Source organism: Cupriavidus sp. C1SS-2L (assembly GCF_057073735.1).
Window position 1 is genome coordinate 1,110,454 of record NZ_CP172709.1, and the last position, 17,086, is coordinate 1,127,539.

Genomic DNA, 17,086 nt, shown 5'->3' on the forward strand with positions numbered 1-17,086 from the left:
AGGAGAACGAAGATGCCGAAGTTTTTCAATGAAGTCTGGCTGCGCGACATGTCGCCGAAGACCATGCAGGGGGTCGTGGATTTTCTGGGCAACCTGCGCAAAGGCGTGCGCCCGCACAACCTGCCTGGCGACCTCAAGCTGCTTGCCGGCCCATGGCTGTCCAACGAAGAGGCGAAGGTGTATTTCGTGTTCGAGATCGACGACCCGACCGAAACGTTCGAGGCCTTTGCCGAGCGCGTGGCCGATGGGCTGTTCCTGAAGCGCCGGCTGACGCTGATCCAGGACTGGGACGGCGCGCGCAGCTTCTCTCGCTACCTCAGCGGACGTCCGGCCAAAGCGGCATAAAGCAGAAGGGCACCTCAGGTGCCACGGGCGGCCTCCCGGCGGCCGCCGCCGTACTGCGCAAGCAGCGCGTGTGAATCGCGCGGAACGCCGGAAACACTACAAGATCAGACCGCAGGAGACAAACCATGAGCGGGTTCAACAACGGGCGCCGCCTGGCGCTTAAGCAGGGCATTGCGCTGGTGGCGGCTTCGGCTGCGTCCGGGCTGATGATCCACACACCGGCACGTGCCGCGGGGCAGACGTACAACTACAAGCTCGGCATCGCGCTCGATGCGACGCATCCGACGACCGTCAACCTGACCGCTGCCGCGGCCGAGATTGCGCGTGCCTCCAACGGCCGCCTGAACATCCGCGTCTTTCCGAACAGCCAGCTCGGCAGCGACACCGACATGGTGTCGCAGGTGCGCTCGGGCGCCATCGACCTTGTCAGCACGGCGGGCCTGATCTGGGGCACGCTGGTGCCGGCCGCCTCCATCAGCGGGATCGGATTTGCGTTCCCGAGCTACGAGCACGTCTGGAAGGCCATGGACGGTGATCTCGGCGCGCATATCCGCGGTGCGTTCGCGAAGGTCAACCTGATGCCGCTGCCGAAGATCTGGGACCACGGTTTCCGCCAGGTCACCAGCAGCAACCGGCAGATCAACACGCCGCAGGACCTGAGCGGCTTCAAGATCCGCGTGCCGCTGAGCCCGGCGCTGACGTCGATGTTCAAGGCCTTCGGCGCCGCGCCGGCGGGCATCAACATGGCGGAGACCTACACCGCGTTGCAGACGAAGATCGTCGACGGCCAGGAAAACCCGCTGACGATCCTGGGTACGCAGCGGCTCTACGAAGTGCAGAAGTACTGCTCGCTGACGTCGCACGTGTGGGATGGCTTCTGGCTCGTCGCGAATCTGCGCACATGGAACGCCTTGCCCGAAGACCTGCGGCAACTGGCGGCCACTACGTTCGATACGTATGCCGTCAAGCAGCGCCAGGCCGTCGATGCACTCAATACCCGCCTGCGCGAAGAACTGAAAGGCCGCGGCATGGTGTTTAACCAGCCTGACGTAAAGGTGTTCCGCGATTACCTGAGCAAGGCCGGTTTCTACCGCGACTGGCAGAAAAAATTCCCGGCCGAAACCTGGGCGCTGCTCGAACAGTACTCGGGCAAGCTGGCCTGACCACAACCCACGGCATTTCCAATCCGGCACCGCTGGCCGGTGGCTGCACGCCACCGCCGCGGCTGCGCTCAAGCAGAATTCCAGGAGACATCATGACCTTCCTCGCGCGCATGGCATCGCTCGTCACGCTCGGCCTTACCCTTTCCTGCATGGGCACGCAAAGTGCCGCGGCGCAGGAGTTGAAGGGCAAGTACATGAAGACGCCGACGGGCTACCTGATGGTGCTGCGGCATGGCGACAACGTGCTGCAGAACCTTGAGCAACTGGCGCGGGACGAGCATATTCCGAGCGCCAGCTTCGTCGGCATCGGCTTCATGTCCGAAGCCACGTTCGGCTTCTACGACTTCGGCCGCAAGCAGTTCGATCCGAAGACGTACCGCAATGTCGAGATGGCCAACATGACCGGTTCCATCGCGTGGAAAGAGGGCAAGCCTTCGATCCACGCGCACGGCACCGTCACGGACGGCACGTTCCAGGGCGCGGGCGGCCATCTTCTCGGGCTGACCGTCGGCACCGGGTCCTGCGAGATCACGGTCACGGTCTACCCGCAACGTCTGGATCGCTTCGTCGACCCCGAAATTCAGGCCAACGTACTTGGCTTGCCGCAGCAATGACGGAGGCGGGACATGTCCACGCATATGGTCGATATCAATCCCCCGGGCATAGAGTCCCATGCCGGGGCGCTTTCGGGCGGCGCACCGGCGCGCATGCTGCGGCTGGCTGACAAGGCGCTCGGCGTTGTGTCCGAAGTGCCGGCGGCCCTGCTCGTGGTGGCCGAGATCGGCGTGCTGTTCAGCGGCGTGCTGAGCCGCTATGTCCTGCACACGCCGCTGGTGTGGGTCGACGAGCTGGCGTCGCTGTTGTTCATCTGGCTCATCATGCTCGGCGCCGCGGTGGCGTTCCGGCGCGGCAGCCATATGCGCATGACGGCGCTCGTTGATGCCGCAGCGCCGAAATGGCGCCGCGTGTTCGAACTCGTGGCAACGGTGGCGGCGCTGACGTGGCTCGTGCTGGTCGCGCATCCCGCTTATGAATTCGCGAGTGAGGAAGCCGCCGTGACCATGCCGGCACTGGACATCTCCAACGCCTGGCGTGCCGCCGCGCTGCCGCTCGGCATCGCGCTGATCCTGCTGATGAGCGTGGTGCGGCTGCTGTCCACCTCCAGCCTGCGAATGGTGTTGGTGGCACTGGTCGCATGCGCTGGGGTCGTGGGCGGCCTCGTGCTGCTGCAGCCTGCCTTGCAAGAACTCGGCAATGCCAACCTGCTGGTGTTCTTTGTCGGCATCGTTGGCCTGCTGGTGTTCACGGGCGTGCCGATCGCATTCTCGTTCGGCCTAGCGACGTTCGGCTATCTGTCGCTGACTACGTCCACGCCGACCATTGTCGTGATCGGCCGCATGGACGAAGGCATGTCGCACCTGATCCTGCTCGCGGTGCCGATGTTCGTGTTCCTCGGCGTGCTGATCGAGATGACGTCGATGGCGCGCGCCATGGTGCAGTTCCTGGCCAACCTGCTCGGCCATATCCGTGGCGGCCTGTCGTATGTGCTGATCGGGGCGATGTATCTCGTCTCCGGCATCTCGGGCTCCAAGGCGGCGGACATGGCAGCCGTGGCGCCGGCGCTGTTTCCCGAGATGAAGAAGCGCGGCGCCGATGATGGCGACATGGTCGCGCTGCTTGCGGCGACCGGCGCGCAGACGGAGACGGTGCCGCCGAGCCTGGTGCTGATCACCATCGGCTCAGTGACCGGCATCTCCATTGCCGACCTGTTCACCGCCGGATTGATGCCGGGCATTGTGCTGGCACTCGTGCTCGGCCTGGTCGTGTGGTGGCAGGCCCGCAAGAGCGGCAGCGCCTGCAGCGCGCGTGCCACGCGGGCCATGATCGGCAAGAGTCTCGTGGTGGCATTGCCCGCGCTCGCGCTGCCGTTCGTCGTGCGCGCCGCGGTGGTGGAGGGCGTGGCGACGGCGACGGAAGTGTCCACGATCGGCATCGTCTACGCGCTGATCGTCGGGCTGCTGGTGTACCGCAAGCTCGACCTCAGGCAACTGTGGCCCGCGCTCGTCGATACGGCCGCCTTGTCTGGAGCGATCCTGCTGATCATCGGCACCGCGACCGGCATGGCCTGGTCGCTCACGCAGTCGGGCTTCTCGGGTGACCTGGCAGCGGCCATGGCTCGGCTACCGGGGGGTGCGCCGGCTTTCATGGCGGTCTCGATCGTGGCCTTCGTGCTGCTTGGCAGCGTGCTGGAAGGCATTCCCGCAATCGTGCTGTTCGGCCCGCTCCTGTTTCCGATCGCGCGCCAGCTGGGCATCCATGACGTGCATTACTCGATGGTGGTCGTACTGGCCATGGGCATCGGCCTGTTCGCGCCGCCGTTCGGTGTCGGCTACTACGCCGCCTGCGCGATCAGCCGTACCAAGCCTAGCGAGGGCGTGCGCCACATCTGGCGCTACATGACTTTCCTGTTCATCGGCACCGTCGTCGTCGCGGCCGTGCCGTGGATCTCCACCGGTTTCCTCCATCACTGAGCATCCCATGAAGTTCGCCGCCATCGTCGAATACGTAAACGAGCCTGAGCGCCTTGCGCAATTCCGGCCCGCCCATCGCGCCTATCTGCAAGCGCTGTTGCAACACGGACGCCTGGTGATCGCCGGCCCGTTCGCCGACGGCAGCGGCGCGCTGTTCGTGTATGAAGTCGCCAATGAAAGCGAGGCATCGAAGCTCGCTGCCAATGATCCGTTCGCGAAAGCGTCGCTGTTCCGAAGCGTTGTCATGAAGCCCTGGAAGCTCGTGTTCGCGAGCCAGGACAACCTGAATCTCCCGCTGTGAGGCGCATATGAAGATGGACACCACGATCCTGCAGACACTGGCTGCATCGCTGCGCCATGCCGCGCAGCAGAACCAGCCGATTCCGCCCGTGCGGGACGCCCTGTCCGCCGTGGGCGTGCAAGGCGCCTATACGGTACAGGACATCAATACCGCGTACTACCTCGACACCGGCCGCCGGCTGACGGGCCGCAAGATCGGCCTGACGTCGAAGTCCGTGCAGCAGCAGCTTGGCGTGGATGCGCCCGATTTCGGCATGCTGTTCGCGGACATGGAACTCGCTCCAGACGAAGAGGTTGCGCTCGACCGCGTGTTGCAACCGAAGGTCGAGGCGGAAGTGGCCGTCGTGCTGGAGCGCGACCTGAAGCACGAACAGGTCACGCTGTCGCAGTTGATCTCCGCGATTGCTTATGTGTTGCCGGCCGTGGAGATTGTCGGCAGCCGCATCGCAAATTGGGACATCCGCCTGCTGGACACCGTGGCGGACAACGCGTCGTCTGGCCTGTATGCGCTCGGGACGCAGCCGCGCAGGCTGTCGGAGGTGGATCTGCGCATGTGCGGCATGCTCATGGAGCGCAAGGGTGAGGTGGTATCGCTCGGCGTGGGCGCCGCGTGCCTGAGCCATCCGCTCAACGCTGCGCTGTGGCTGGCTCGCAAGATGGCGGAAGTGGGAAGGCCGTTGCTTGCGGGCGACGTCATCATGACGGGCGCGCTCGGGCCCATGGTGACCGTCGCGCCGGGCGACATCATCGACACCACCATCGCGGGTCTTGGCTCGGTCCGCACTGCGTTTGCCGCTGACTGAATCGAGCGATTGAGATTAACGCGAAAGCCGGTGCGGGCTCAGGCCCGTGTCAGCTTTCGGATCAGGTCGATGACGGTCCGGCTCGCATACGTCAGCGGCCGCTGCGTGCTCGTGGCCAGCACCAGCGTGCGCGTGAGGACCGGGTCGACGATCCGGCTCACCGCAATGCGGCCGAGCTTCATGTCGACTTCCACGGCTTGCCGCGTGAGGATCGTGTAGGCTGCCCCGTTCGCGACGATCTCGCGCATGGCGGTCAGCGAATCGACCTCGATCTGGGTGTTCAGCTGAACGCCCGCCTTCTTTGCCTCGTCCAGCAGCATCATGTGGAAGCCATCGGGCGCGCCAGGCAGCACCAGCGGCAGCGCCGCGGCGTCGGCGAACCTGCAGCTCGGACTGGCCACATTCGGATCACCCGCACGTGCGATCAGATAGAGCTCGTCGGTGGCCAGCTTTTCATCGGTCTTGTGGATGCGCTCGCCATAGCGCGAAAACACGCCCACATCCGTGCGTCCGCTGGCCAGCGCTTCTTCGATATTGCCTGCGAAACCCTCCATCAGCCGCAACTCGATCTTCGGGAAATCCGCGCGCACGCGCTGGAACAGCGGGCCGACGATCTGCTGCGTGATCGATGCCTGCAGGGCCAGCTTGACGGGGCCGCTCGGCACTTCGGCGCGGTCGCGGATATCGTTCCTGAGCAGTTCGAATTCGCCGAGCAGCGTCTTCACGCGCGGCATGATGGACTGCCCGAATTCCGTCAGCACCACGCCGCGGCCGGTGCGGTAGAACAGCTTCGCGCCGAACTCGCCTTCCAGTGCGGCAATGTGCTTGCTGAGCGCAGACTGCGCAATGCCGCGTGACGCACAGACTTTGCTGAGACTGCCGGCTTCGACGATGTCGGATAACAGTTGTAGGTGCTTGATGTCCATCGTCGGTCTGCGCCTGTGGAGTCGGTTCCGATTGGTTCGCGACGATTGTAGCGAAAGGCTCGCGCTGCGGTGTCCGGAATGCGTGGTGCGAAAGCAGGAGCGCGCACCAGCCTGTACCATGGGGTCTGGGCCGCGTGGCCCGCGCATCAGGAAGACGTGGAGATTCGCGAGGAAGGGAATGGCATTGCAATCCGGGAGCGGAAAGATGTTCGTGGCGGGCGAAGCGGGCAGGATCGAGCTGATCGTCGATATGCCTCGCGCCGTGGCAAGCGGTATCGCTGTCGTCGCGCATCCGCATCCGCTGCAAGGCGGCACGGCCACGCACAAGGTCCCGCATGTGCTTGCGAAAGCGCTGGCCGCGCGCGGCTATGTGACGGTGCGCCCCAATTTCCGCGGCGTGGGCGAGACCGAAGGCGAGCACGATGCCGGCGACGGCGAGACGAACGACACCGTGGCGGTGGTGAACCACCTTCGCCAGCAATACCCGGGCCTGCCGCTGGTCCTGGCGGGCTTCTCGTTCGGCGCCTATGTCGTGGCGCTTACGGTGCAAGTGCTCGCCAGCCAGGGACTCGCATGCCCGCACGTGATCCTCACGGGCATGCCGTGGGGAACCATCCCGGGGCACCGCAGCTATGAGACGCCGGATGTCCCGTCGACAGCGCTGGTCGTGCATGGCGAGAACGACGAGCGCGTGACGCTCGGCGCCGTGCTGGACTGGGCGCGTCCGCAGGAAATGCCCATCGTGGTAGTGCCCGGCGCCAACCACTTCTTTACCGGAAAACTTTCTGCGCTGGAGCGCGTGGTCGGTCGCTATCTTGACCATCTGCCGGAGCCGTCAGCGCCTGCCTGATCCGCCGGTATGCCGGGCGGCGCAGGCAAGTCGCGGCGCGCCGGGGCGAGAAGCGAAGCGGTCAGGCGCGGCGGGCCCGCGCTAGGATCGGGCTGACATCATGTTCCATCACGCGACTCGGGAGCCTGACAAAGCCACGCCGATGCCGCCGTCAGCATCGCTTGCAGGCCCGTTTGCAATGTGGGGTGAATCACGGGTGCGAACTTCGGCGAATGATTGCTAGGTATCCTATTCAACTGCTTTGCGGCTTTGGCCTGTGCATAGACTTCCGGGTCGGTGCCACCGATGAACCAGAACACGTAGGGCACGTTCCAGGCTCGCCCAAAAACGCTAAAGTCCTCACTGGCCGAGGCCGGCCGCGCCTCGCAGGCCTTATCGCCAAACTGCGCCTTGAAGACGTCGGCCACCTGACTTGTGGCTGCGATATCGTTCTCCGTCAGCGGATACGTGCTCAGCGTGGTGAACTCCGGCGGTCGCTCAGCGTTGGATGCATCGCACTCCGCGCAACAGATGCGTCGGATGGACGCCAGCATGTACTCGCGCACGTCCTCGTCGAACGTGCGCATATTCAATTTGATGGTTGCCTCGTCCGGAATGATGTTTTCCTTGGTACCTGCCTGCAGTGAGCCAATCGTCAGCACCGCGTTGTCCATCGGCGAAATCTCGCGCGAAACGATGGTCTGCAGGCGCAGCGTCGTGGACGCGGCCATGATGACGGGGTCGATGGAAGTCTGCGGCTGCGAACCATGCGAGCCACGACCGAACAGCCTGATCTTAAGGCTATCGCCCGCTGACAGAATGACGCCCGGGCGATAACTGACGGTGCCGCTCGGGCCTACCATGACGTGCTGGCCCAGAATGATGTCTGGCTTGGGAAAGCGTTCCGCATGCCAGGCGTTGACCATGCTGCTGGCACCGCGTCCCACTTCTTCGCCTGGTTGAAAGACCAGCATGACGGTGCCCTTCCAGGCATCACGGTGCTCGGCCAGGACACGCGCCACCCCCATCAGCCATGTCACGTGCATGTCGTGCCCACACGAATGCGCGACATCGACTTCGACGCCGTCTTCATCTCTGGCCTTGACGGTGCTGGCATAGGACAAGCCGGTGTTTTCGGCCATGGGTAAAGCATCCATGTCTGCACGGAGCATTACCGTGGGTCCCTCGCCGTTGCGCAGCACACCAACAAGCCCGGTCACCCCCACTTCACGCGTCACTTCATAGCCCAAGGCCTGGATGTAATCTCCCGCGACTTTGGCTGTGCGGAACTCCTGCATCGACAACTCGGGGTGCTGGTGAAAGTCCTTGTAGATGGCTTCGAGTTCCGTCACCAACGTGTCGCTGCGGGTCGCCATAGCTTGGACGAGTGCGTTCATGGAACACCTCCGGACGTTCAGTGTTCAGTTTGCGTTATCCGGGTTGCTTCGGCCAGGAAGAAATCCTTGGCTCTTCCTTGAATGGACTGTTGCAACGCTTCATTTGGCGCGCGGGAACCCGGGCTGTCTCGCGCGTCGGCCAAGGGGAGCGGGTCGGGCATACCGACACGACTTCGTCAAAAATTTGTCTCCCGGTTGGAGACGTACATGTGCCCGCCTGATGAGGCTAGGCGAGTGGGTGTGTTTGCATTGTTCGCGTTGTGGAAATAATTATTCATATTTACGGACAATTGTTTAAATATGCCTGTCACATTGCTGTCGCAATATCTCGCGGCCGAGTCGGTGGGAGGCTGCGGCTCGCAAGGTAGCCGTGACACCACCGCCAGGAACCTTCGCTTAAAAGAAACCGGGATTTGACAGTGAAAAAAACTCTCCTCGCAATGGCAGTCACAACTTGCGCCTTGTCCGGCGCCGCCTTTGCTCAATCGTCCAACGTGACGCTCTATGGCATCGCTGATGCTGGCGTCAGTTTCCAAAGCCACGTCAATGGTGGCGCTAACGGAAGTGGCTCCGTAACCGGTGTGACTTCAGGTGGCCTCTCCGGCTCGCGTTGGGGCCTGCGCGGTGTCGAGGATCTGGGCAACAATCTGAAGGGCATCTTCGTACTGGAAAGCGGCTTTGACATCGATTCTGGCAAATCCGCCCAAGGGGGCCGACTGTTCGGGCGCCAGGCCTATGTTGGCTTGCAAGGCAACTACGGCGCTATCACGTTAGGCCGCCAGCAGAACGCGCTCTATGACTTGTTCGGCGCGTACGACCCGATGGCGGTGGGACCGATGTACTCGCTCAACTCCGTCGATAACCAATTCAATGGCCGCGCCGACAATGCCATCAAGTACACCGGCAAGTTCGGCGGCCTGACGGCAACTGGCTTCTACAGCTTCGGCCGCGATGTCACGTCCGGCCTCGGCGGTGAAGTGCCGGGTCATTTCAAGGTGGGTACCAACTTTGGCGGCGGCCTGGCCTATGCGAGCGGCCCATTCTCGGTGGGCGCTGCTTATGATCAGTTCCAGGGAAGCACCCTTGCGTCGGCGGACCTGACCGCCAAGCGTGCTGCGATTGGCGCCTCGTATGCATTCGGTAATGCCAAGGCATTTGCCGGATACCGCTGGATGCAGGACGAGGTCACGACCGGCAAGGCCCGCCACGACAACCTGTATTGGTTGGGGGCAAATTACAAGTTCACGCCGGCCTTCACCCTGACCGGCGCGACCTACTTTACCGACGCGCGCACTGACAGCAAGGACTCGTGGATGTTCGTCCTGAATGCTGACTATGCCTTCTCCAAGCGTACGGATGCGTACCTGTTGCTTGGTTATGTGAAGAACAAGGGCAACGCCACGTTCGGTGTGACGGGCACCGCGAATACGCTGCCGGGCCAGAACCAGACTGGCGCTATGGTCGGCGTGCGTCACCGCTTCTGATCCGCCTTGGTGCGGAATTGGCACACCATAGAGTGTGCCGTGACAGATCATATCGACCTTGACTTGTCACTGGGTTAAGGACGTTTGGCCGGCATATGCCGGCCATTTTTTTGCCTGCGTGGAGCGTAGGCAGCGAACGGCTCGTTGCGGGAAGTTCGCGGACACTTGTTGCGTTGAAGCCCGCTGTAACGCTCCGTAAACCGTTGCTACCGTCGCATCGTTGCGATTTCAAATGAGAACGATTATCCTTTTTGCTTCCGATCTTATTTGTGGCTGAAGTGTCACAACACGTCTGCGGCTTTCGTCGCCCCATCCATCGCAATGACCGAATCCGAGCCGGCTTCCGGCCAACAGCGTCGGGCCTTCTGGCTCAAGCATCTCCATCAGTGGCACTGGATCAGTTCCGCGATCTGCCTGATCGGGATGCTGCTGTTCGCGGTGACCGGCTTCACGCTGAACCATGCGGCCCAGATCGAGGCTTCGCCGAGTGTCGTGACGCGACAGGCTACCGCGCCTGCCAGCGTGCTTTCCGCGCTGAAATCCGCGATGCCGGCTGCCTCGGGCAGCGGGCGCGATGCCAAGAGCCCGGTGCCGCCGGCGCTGGCCGAATGGCTGTCGCGCGAACTCGATATCGACGCGAGCGGGCGCGAGGCGGAATGGTCCGCCGATGAAGTCTACGTGTCGCTGCCCCGGCCGGGCGGCGATGCCTGGGTCAGCCTGGCGCTCGATACCGGCGAGACCCAGTACGAGAAGACCACGCGTGGGGCCATCTCGTACCTGAACGACCTGCACAAGGGCCGCAATACAGGCCGGGCCTGGAGCCTGTTCCTGGATGTGTTCGCGCTGTCCTGCCTGTTATTCAGCCTGACTGGCCTGTTCCTGCTCAAGCTGCATGCCGCCGGCCGCGTGGCCACGTGGCCGCTGGTCGGACTGGGTCTGGTGGTGCCGCTGCTGCTGGCGATCCTGTTCATCCACTGACCGGTCTCGGCTTCCGGTCTTTCGAACTTTCCTGATTCTCCTGACGAGGTTTTCCGATATGCGCCGACTGCTCACCGTCACCCTCACCGGCATGGCCGCCGTCCCGCTGACCGGCCCGGCCTTCGCAGCCGACATGAACGTGAAGGTGGAGATCCCGCGCCTGAACGTGGCGGAATACCACCGCCCATATGTCGCGGTCTGGGTGGAACGCGCCGACCAGAGCCCGGCGGCGACGCTGGCGGTCTGGTACGACGTCAAGAACAAGGAAGGCACCAAGTGGCTCAAGGACATGCGCCAGTGGTGGCGCAAGGCCGGCCGCGACATGCAGATGCCCGCCGACGGCATTTCCGGCGCCACGCGTGCGCCGGGCGAGCACACGCTCACTTTCACGGAGGGAAAGGCCCCGCTAGGCAAGCTGACTGCCGGCAACTACCAGCTCGTGGTCGAAGCCGCGCGTGAAGTCGGCGGCCGCGAACTGCTGCGGGTTCCGTTCACGTGGCCACCGCAGTCGGCCCAGACCGCCCGTGCGAAGGGCGAGCACGAGCTGGGCGGCGTGACCGTCGACCTGAAGCCTTGATGTTCTTGACGTTCCTGATGCCACTGCCGCACTGATTCCAACCGGAGACCGACGATGAAGACTTTCCGATCGCGCCTTTCCACGCGCCTGGCCGTACTGGCGCTGGCGACCCTGGCCCCGCTGGCCGCCCATGCGCACCGCCAGTGGCTGCTGCCGTCGGCCACGGTGCTGTCCGGCAACGACACCTGGGTGACCGTGGACGCCGCCGTCTCCAACGACCTGTTTTACTTCGAACACGTGCCGCTGCGCCTGGACAACCTCGTCGTGACCGGCCCGGACGGCAGCGCCGTGAAGGCCGAGAACGCCAGCACGGGCCGCTACCGCAGCACCTTCGACCTGCACCTGACGCAGCCCGGCACGTACCGCGTGGCGGTGGTCAACCAGGGCCTGTTCGCCAGCTACAAGGAAAACGGCCAGACCAAGCGCTGGCGCGGCACCGCTGACGCATTCGCGAAGGAAGTGCCCGCTAACGCGCAGGAGCTGCAGGTGACGCAGGCCGAAGGCCGTGTCGAATCGTTCGTCACGAACGGCAAGCCGAGCAGCCAGGGCCTGGCCGCCAGCGGCCGTGGCCTGGAACTGGCGCCGATCACGCATCCGAACGACCTCGTATCCGGCGGTACGGCCAGCTTCCGCCTGCTGCTCGACGGCAAGCCAGCGTCCAACCTGAAGGTCGCCGTGGTGCCGGGCGGTATCCGCTACCGCGACCAGTTGCAGGAGTTCAGCGCCACCACCGATGCCGACGGCAAGTTCAGCGTCAAGTGGCCGGCCCCTGGCATGTACTGGATGGAAGCCGAAGTGCGCGACGAGAAGACCTCGGTCAAGGCTGCCAAGACCCGCCGCGCGACCTACGCGGTGACGGTCGAAGTATTGCCGCAATAAGGCGTCTGAAGGTACCGTCCGCGTGAACCGCGTCCTGATCCCGCCGACCCTGTCCGCGCCGCCGCTTCCGCCCGGCGCGCAGACTCGCGCGCAGCGCTGGAGTGGCGAGACCATGGGCACGACGTGGTCGGTCGTGGCCATGCTGGTGCAGGAGGCCGATGCCGACGCGCTGGAGCAGGGCATCTGCGCCGTGCTCGACAGCGTGATCGCGCAGATGAGCAATTGGGAGGCCGATTCGGACGTCAGCCGATTCAACCGCGCCCCCGCGGACACGTGGGTCGCGCTGCCGGCCGACTGCGTGCGCGTGCTTGCGTGCGCGCTGCAGGTCGCGCGCGACAGCGGTGGCGCCTATGACCCCAGCGCCGGGCCACTGGTCGACCTGTGGGGCTTCGGCCCTGCGCCGCGACGCTGCGCGACGCCGGCTCCGGACCAGGTCGCTCAGGTCCGGCAGCAATGCGGCTGGGATCGTATCGAACTCGATATCGACGGAGGCCGCGCGCTGCAGCCGGGCGGCGTATCGCTCGACTTCTGCGCGATTGCCAAGGGCTTTGCGGTAGATGCCGTCGCGCAATACCTCGAGTCCGAAGGCGTGGCACACCACCTGACCGAAATCGGCGGCGAACTGCGCGGCCACGGCGTCAAGCCGGACGGCTTGCCATGGTGGGTCCAGCTGGAAACGCCGCCTGATTGTGCAGTCGCGGCGCAGGAGCAGACGCTGGTCGCCATGTACGGCCTGTCCGTGGCAACGTCGGGTGACTACCGGCGCTTCTTCGACAGCGAAGGCCGCCGCTATGCCCACACCATCGACCCGCGCACCGGCTATCCAGCCAGCCACGCGCTCGCTTCGGTGACCGTCCTGCACACCGAATGCATGATGGCCGATGCGCTTTCCACTGCCCTGACCGTGCTCGGCCCACAGGCCGGCATGGAGCACGCGCGCCGGCATGGCATTGCCGCGCGCTTTCTCGTGCGTACGCCGGGCGGCTTTGACGAACATCTTTCCCCGGCCTTTGCCGCGATGCTGGCGTGAACCTATTCACCGCATGCTGGCTGGCCGCTGTGGCAGGTGTCTGCGTGGCAATGCTGAGCCCGTCGCGCGCCGGCATGGCAGCCGGCGTGTTGCTGGCCTATGCGGGCTTCTGCGGCGCGGTGTGCGACCACCACCGCCGCCGGCGCGCGCGCGTTGCGTCGCTTGCCGTCAGCGGCGCGCATCAGGAAGGGGCGACGCTGGTGGCTTACGCAAGCCAGACCGGCTTCGCCGAGCAACTGGCCATGCAGACCGCCACGGCGCTGCAGGGCGCTGGCATGCCGGTGCATCTGCTCTCGTTCGAAGAGCTCGATGCGCGCCGCCTCGCCCGCGTCCGGCAGGCGCTGTTCGTGGTCAGCACGACCGGCGAAGGCGATGCACCGGACAGTGCCTCCGGCTTTGCGCGCCGCCTGCTGGCTGGTGGCGGCCACGATGCACTGCGCCAGCTTCGCTATGGCGTGCTGGCGCTCGGCGATAGCAGCTATGCGCGCTTTTGCGCGTTTGGCCATGCGTTGTCGGATTGGCTGCAGCGCCACCATGCAAGGCCTTTATTCGATCTGATCGAGGTCGACAACGGTGATGCAGGCGCCCTGCGGCACTGGCAGAACCACTTGTCCGCGCTCAGCGGCGGCACGGAGATCGCCGACTGGGAGCGTCCGCGTTATGAGCATTGGCAGCTCGCTGCGCGCGAACACTTGAACCCCGGAAGCGATGGCGCACCGGCGTTTCACCTCGTGCTCAGGCCCGAGGGCGCCGTGCCGGGCTGGCAGGCCGGCGATATTGCTGAAGTTGGTCCTTGCCATGATCCGGCCGATATCGGCCGCTTGCTGAGCCACCTGAGCATGGACGGCGCCGCGCCGGTGCGCTGCGATGCGCAGACGGTGACGCTGGCCGAAGCGCTGGCCACGCGACTGTTGCTGCCCGAAGCGCATCTGGCCACGATGCGGGCGTTGCCGCCGCAGCAGCTTGTCGATGCACTGTCACCGTTGCCGCATCGGGAGTATTCGATTGCCTCGCTGCCGCAGGATGGTCAGCTCGAACTGCTGGTGCGACAGACCCGGCATGCCGACGGCAGGCTGGGTCTCGCCTCAGGCTGGCTGACGAGTCATGCGCCGGTGGGCGCGCGCATTGCGCTGCGTATTCGCACCAATCGCAGCTTCCATTCGCCGGCTGACGGCCGGCCGCTGGTACTGATTGGCAATGGCACCGGCCTGGCCGGGCTGCGCGGCCACCTGAAGGCGCGTGCGCTGGCGGGGCGCCATCGCAACTGGCTGTTCTTCGGTGAGCGGTCGGCGCGGCATGATGGATTCTTTGCCGATGAACTCGCGGCCTGGCAGGCGGAGGGTGTGCTGGAGCGGGTCGATCTTGTGTATTCTCGCGACGGCAATGCCTCGCGATATGTGCAGGACGCGCTCAGGGAGCGCGCACCGGTGCTGCGGGAATGGGTTGTGGCGGGTGCGGCGATTTACGTTTGCGGCAGCCTGCAAGGCATGGCCGGTGGCGTCAATGACGCGCTGGCCGATGTGCTTGGCGAGGCGGGTTTGCGCCGGCTGACCGAGCAGGGTCGCTATCGCCGCGACGTCTACTAGATCCGCCAGCTCCCGTTTATCCGACGTACCCGAGGATGCTGACGAACTGGCATGCACTGCCGGCCAGCACGAACAGGTGCCAGATGCCATGGAAGTGCTTCACCTTTTCGTCGAACAGGAAGAAGCCGATTCCGGCCGTATAGAGCGCTCCGCCCGCTACCAGCCACCAAAGACCGGCCGCAGGCAACGCTGCGGCCAGCGGCTGAAACGCAATCACCACCAGCCACCCCATCACCACATAGATCAGCAGAGACAGCACGCGTGTGCGCCGCCCGATCCAGAGCTCCTGCACGATGCCAATTACAGCGAGCCCCCAGTTGATCCCGAATAACGTCCATCCCCACGTCCCACGCAACGTAACCAGCGCAAACGGCGTATAGCTGCCGGCAATCATCAGATAGATCGCGCAATAATCAAGCCGCTGGAACACATTCTTGGCCGGACCGCGCAAGCTGTGATACAGCGTGGAAATCGTATAGAGCAGAACCAGCGTGGTCCCGTAGACCACTGAACTGACCACCTTCCACGCATCGTGGTAGAGGGCCGAGGATGTCACCAGCACCGCCATGCCGGCGGCTGCCAGGATGGCGCCGGCCAGGTGGCTGTACCCGTTGAATCGTTCGCCGCGATACATGCGCCGTCCTCCGGAAGAACTCAGTCGGTTCGCGATCCGCGTTGCGATCGCGGATGCGCGAAGCCATATTCTGGCACGGCTGCCGCAAGCGACCACCGCAAGGCCCTGACGCGAGTCATGGCATCGTTGCCGCAGCGCGACGCATCGCAGCACATTCCTGGTGTAAAGCACGTGTGCCCTAAACAGGTGCCGCAGTCTGTTTGCACCGGCCAGATGGCGGCAGCACTGACCTCTCACCCGTACGGGTGGCCTTCGAGAGGGAGTTCGAAACGCGCATCGCGGAGTGTCCTCTGTACTCCCTTGCAATTCACTGTCTCATCGCCTTACATGAAGCGTTCTCCGCGGACGACAGGATCATCACGCGGCCGCCCGGCAAGACCGCCTGAAACCCGCCGCCCTCGTGCGGCTTCCATTGACCAGGAGCGTCGATCATGAGCACCGTGACCACCAGGGACGGTACGGAAATCTTCTACAAGGACTGGGGCAAGGGCCGGCCCGTAGTGTTCTCGCACGGCTGGCCCCTGACCGCCGATGCATGGGACCCTCAGATGCTCTTCCTCGTGCAAAAAGGCTTCCGTGTCATTGCGCATGACCGCCGCAGCCACGGGCGTTCCACGCAGACATCGGCGGGCAACGAGATGGACACCTACGCCGATGACCTTGCGACGCTGCTGGACAAGCTCGACATCAAGGACGCCACCATGGTCGGCCATTCCACCGGCGGCGGCGAGGTCGCGCACTACATCGGCCGGCATGGCACCGCGCGCGTTGCACAGGCCGTGCTGATCGGTGCCGTGCCGCCGCTGATGCTGAAGACCGATGCCAACCCCGGCGGCCTCCCGCTCGAAGTATTCGACGGCATCCGCAAGGGCGTGGTGGATAACCGCTCGCAGTTCTACCTCGATCTCGCCACGCCGTTCTACGGCTACAACCGTTCCGGTGCCAAGCCATCGCAAGGGGTTATCCAGGAGTTCTGGCGCCAGGGCATGGCCGGTGGCGTGCTGGGCCAGTACGAATGCATTCGCCAGTTCTCGGAAGTCGACTACACAGAAGACCTCAAGAAGATCGACGTGCCGACGCTGGTGCTGCATGGCGACGATGATCAGATCGTGCCGATCGATGCGTCGGCCAAGATGACCGCGAAAATCGTCAAGAACGCCACGCTCAAGATCTATCCGGGCGCGTCGCACGGCCTGTGCACGGTCAACGCCGACGAGGTAAATGCGGATCTGCTTGCGTTCCTGAACCAGTGACGGGGAACTTCGCCGGCGCCGGCGGTGATGTTAGTCCGCCGGCGCGGCGAGCGCGGCGTCCAGCATCGCGATCGCAAGGCCAATCAGCAGTGCGGCGGCGGAGGCGATGAACCAGCGCACGGTCTGGCGATACTCGGTGACGGCATCATCCTCGATGCGCAGGGCGCGGAATAGCGCGACGATCTGCAGCACCACCGCGCCGACCAGCGACAGCGCGGCGAACAGCGCGCGCGCATTCCAGTGTCCGGGGCTCTCGAAACCCCAGAAACGCCAGAAGGCCAGCGAGAAACCGAGCAGCACGGTGATCGCCGTGATGATGCCTTGCCGGTAGCCCGCAGGTACTACCTGTGGCATGGGCGGTGTGTCGGGAC

The 17,086-nt window shown here is 64.5% G+C and carries 18 protein-coding genes; 14 read left to right on the plus strand and 4 right to left on the minus strand.

Annotated features, from left to right (window positions below; all coding sequences use genetic code 11):
- Positions 1–12: 12 nt before the first annotated feature.
- The 6 genes from ACIGJG_RS22760 (at position 13) to mhpD (ending at position 5,142) form a co-directional block, all read left to right on the plus strand.
- Positions 13–345, plus strand: coding sequence for a hypothetical protein (locus ACIGJG_RS22760; RefSeq protein WP_011301336.1), 333 nt, complete (start codon positions 13–15; stop codon positions 343–345).
- A gap of 125 nt (positions 346–470) precedes the next feature.
- Positions 471–1,508, plus strand: coding sequence for a TRAP transporter substrate-binding protein (locus ACIGJG_RS22765; protein WP_011301335.1), 1,038 nt, complete (start codon positions 471–473; stop codon positions 1,506–1,508).
- Positions 1,509–1,600: 92 nt separating this feature from the next.
- On the plus strand, positions 1,601–2,122 hold the full coding sequence (locus tag ACIGJG_RS22770; RefSeq protein WP_011301334.1) for a PPC domain-containing DNA-binding protein: 522 nt from the start codon (positions 1,601–1,603) through the stop codon (positions 2,120–2,122).
- Between the two features lie 12 nt (positions 2,123–2,134).
- Positions 2,135–4,039 carry a TRAP transporter large permease gene (locus tag ACIGJG_RS22775; protein ID WP_483673952.1) on the plus strand — a complete coding sequence of 635 codons (1,905 nt, stop codon included), beginning with the start codon at positions 2,135–2,137 and terminating at the stop codon, positions 4,037–4,039.
- Between the two features lie 7 nt (positions 4,040–4,046).
- Positions 4,047–4,340 carry a YciI family protein gene (locus ACIGJG_RS22780; protein ID WP_011301332.1) on the plus strand — a complete coding sequence of 98 codons (294 nt, stop codon included), beginning with the start codon at positions 4,047–4,049 and terminating at the stop codon, positions 4,338–4,340.
- A gap of 7 nt (positions 4,341–4,347) precedes the next feature.
- Positions 4,348–5,142 carry a 2-keto-4-pentenoate hydratase gene (mhpD, locus tag ACIGJG_RS22785; protein WP_140949762.1) on the plus strand — a complete coding sequence of 265 codons (795 nt, stop codon included), beginning with the start codon at positions 4,348–4,350 and terminating at the stop codon, positions 5,140–5,142.
- 38 nt (positions 5,143–5,180) lie between these two features.
- On the opposite strand, the gene ACIGJG_RS22790 is transcribed toward mhpD, so the two are convergent.
- A complete protein-coding gene (locus ACIGJG_RS22790; protein WP_483673953.1) occupies positions 5,181–6,068 on the minus strand; it encodes a LysR family transcriptional regulator in 888 nt (295 codons plus the stop codon).
- Positions 6,069–6,246: 178 nt separating this feature from the next.
- On the opposite strand from ACIGJG_RS22790, the gene ACIGJG_RS22795 reads away from it, so the two are divergent.
- The gene (locus ACIGJG_RS22795) at positions 6,247–6,918 is read left to right on the plus strand and encodes an alpha/beta hydrolase (RefSeq protein WP_011301329.1); all 672 of its coding nucleotides are present in this window, start codon (positions 6,247–6,249) and stop codon (positions 6,916–6,918) included.
- Positions 6,919–7,016: 98 nt separating this feature from the next.
- Here the strand turns inward: ACIGJG_RS22795 and ACIGJG_RS22800 are convergent, their stop codons facing one another.
- A complete protein-coding gene (locus tag ACIGJG_RS22800; protein WP_011301328.1) occupies positions 7,017–8,294 on the minus strand; it encodes a M20 family metallopeptidase in 1,278 nt (425 codons plus the stop codon).
- Between the two features lie 419 nt (positions 8,295–8,713).
- Here ACIGJG_RS22800 and ACIGJG_RS22805 point away from each other — a divergent pair, with 419 nt between their 5' ends.
- The 6 genes from ACIGJG_RS22805 to ACIGJG_RS22830 all read left to right on the plus strand — a co-directional run bounded on the left by ACIGJG_RS22805 (position 8,714) and on the right by ACIGJG_RS22830 (position 14,828).
- Positions 8,714–9,778, plus strand: coding sequence for a porin (locus ACIGJG_RS22805; protein WP_011301327.1), 1,065 nt, complete (start codon positions 8,714–8,716; stop codon positions 9,776–9,778).
- Between the two features lie 321 nt (positions 9,779–10,099).
- Positions 10,100–10,756 (plus strand): PepSY-associated TM helix domain-containing protein, encoded by a 657-nt coding sequence (locus ACIGJG_RS22810; RefSeq protein ID WP_011301326.1) that lies wholly within the window; start codon positions 10,100–10,102, stop codon positions 10,754–10,756.
- 58 nt (positions 10,757–10,814) lie between these two features.
- Complete coding sequence (locus ACIGJG_RS22815) at positions 10,815–11,333, plus strand: DUF2271 domain-containing protein (protein ID WP_483673954.1); 519 nt, start codon at positions 10,815–10,817, stop codon at positions 11,331–11,333.
- A gap of 54 nt (positions 11,334–11,387) precedes the next feature.
- Positions 11,388–12,212 carry a DUF4198 domain-containing protein gene (locus tag ACIGJG_RS22820; RefSeq protein ID WP_011301324.1) on the plus strand — a complete coding sequence of 275 codons (825 nt, stop codon included), beginning with the start codon at positions 11,388–11,390 and terminating at the stop codon, positions 12,210–12,212.
- A 22-nt stretch (positions 12,213–12,234) separates the two neighbouring features.
- Complete coding sequence (locus ACIGJG_RS22825; RefSeq protein ID WP_483673955.1) at positions 12,235–13,242, plus strand: FAD:protein FMN transferase; 1,008 nt, start codon at positions 12,235–12,237, stop codon at positions 13,240–13,242.
- 50 nt (positions 13,243–13,292) lie between these two features.
- On the plus strand, positions 13,293–14,828 hold the full coding sequence (locus tag ACIGJG_RS22830; RefSeq protein WP_483674032.1) for a sulfite reductase subunit alpha: 1,536 nt from the start codon (positions 13,293–13,295) through the stop codon (positions 14,826–14,828).
- A 16-nt stretch (positions 14,829–14,844) separates the two neighbouring features.
- Here ACIGJG_RS22830 and trhA read toward each other — a convergent pair whose 3' ends face one another.
- Positions 14,845–15,462, minus strand: a complete 618-nt coding sequence (gene trhA, locus ACIGJG_RS22835; protein WP_483673956.1) for a PAQR family membrane homeostasis protein TrhA — start codon at positions 15,460–15,462, stop codon at positions 14,845–14,847.
- A gap of 431 nt (positions 15,463–15,893) precedes the next feature.
- Here trhA and ACIGJG_RS22840 point away from each other — a divergent pair, with 431 nt between their 5' ends.
- Positions 15,894–16,715 carry an alpha/beta fold hydrolase gene (locus tag ACIGJG_RS22840; protein WP_011301320.1) on the plus strand — a complete coding sequence of 274 codons (822 nt, stop codon included), beginning with the start codon at positions 15,894–15,896 and terminating at the stop codon, positions 16,713–16,715.
- Positions 16,716–16,745: 30 nt separating this feature from the next.
- On the opposite strand, the gene ACIGJG_RS22845 is transcribed toward ACIGJG_RS22840, so the two are convergent.
- Entirely contained in the window at positions 16,746–17,069 is a 324-nt protein-coding gene (locus tag ACIGJG_RS22845) for a hypothetical protein (protein ID WP_011301319.1), read from the minus strand.
- Between the last annotated feature and the right edge of the window lie 17 nt (positions 17,070–17,086).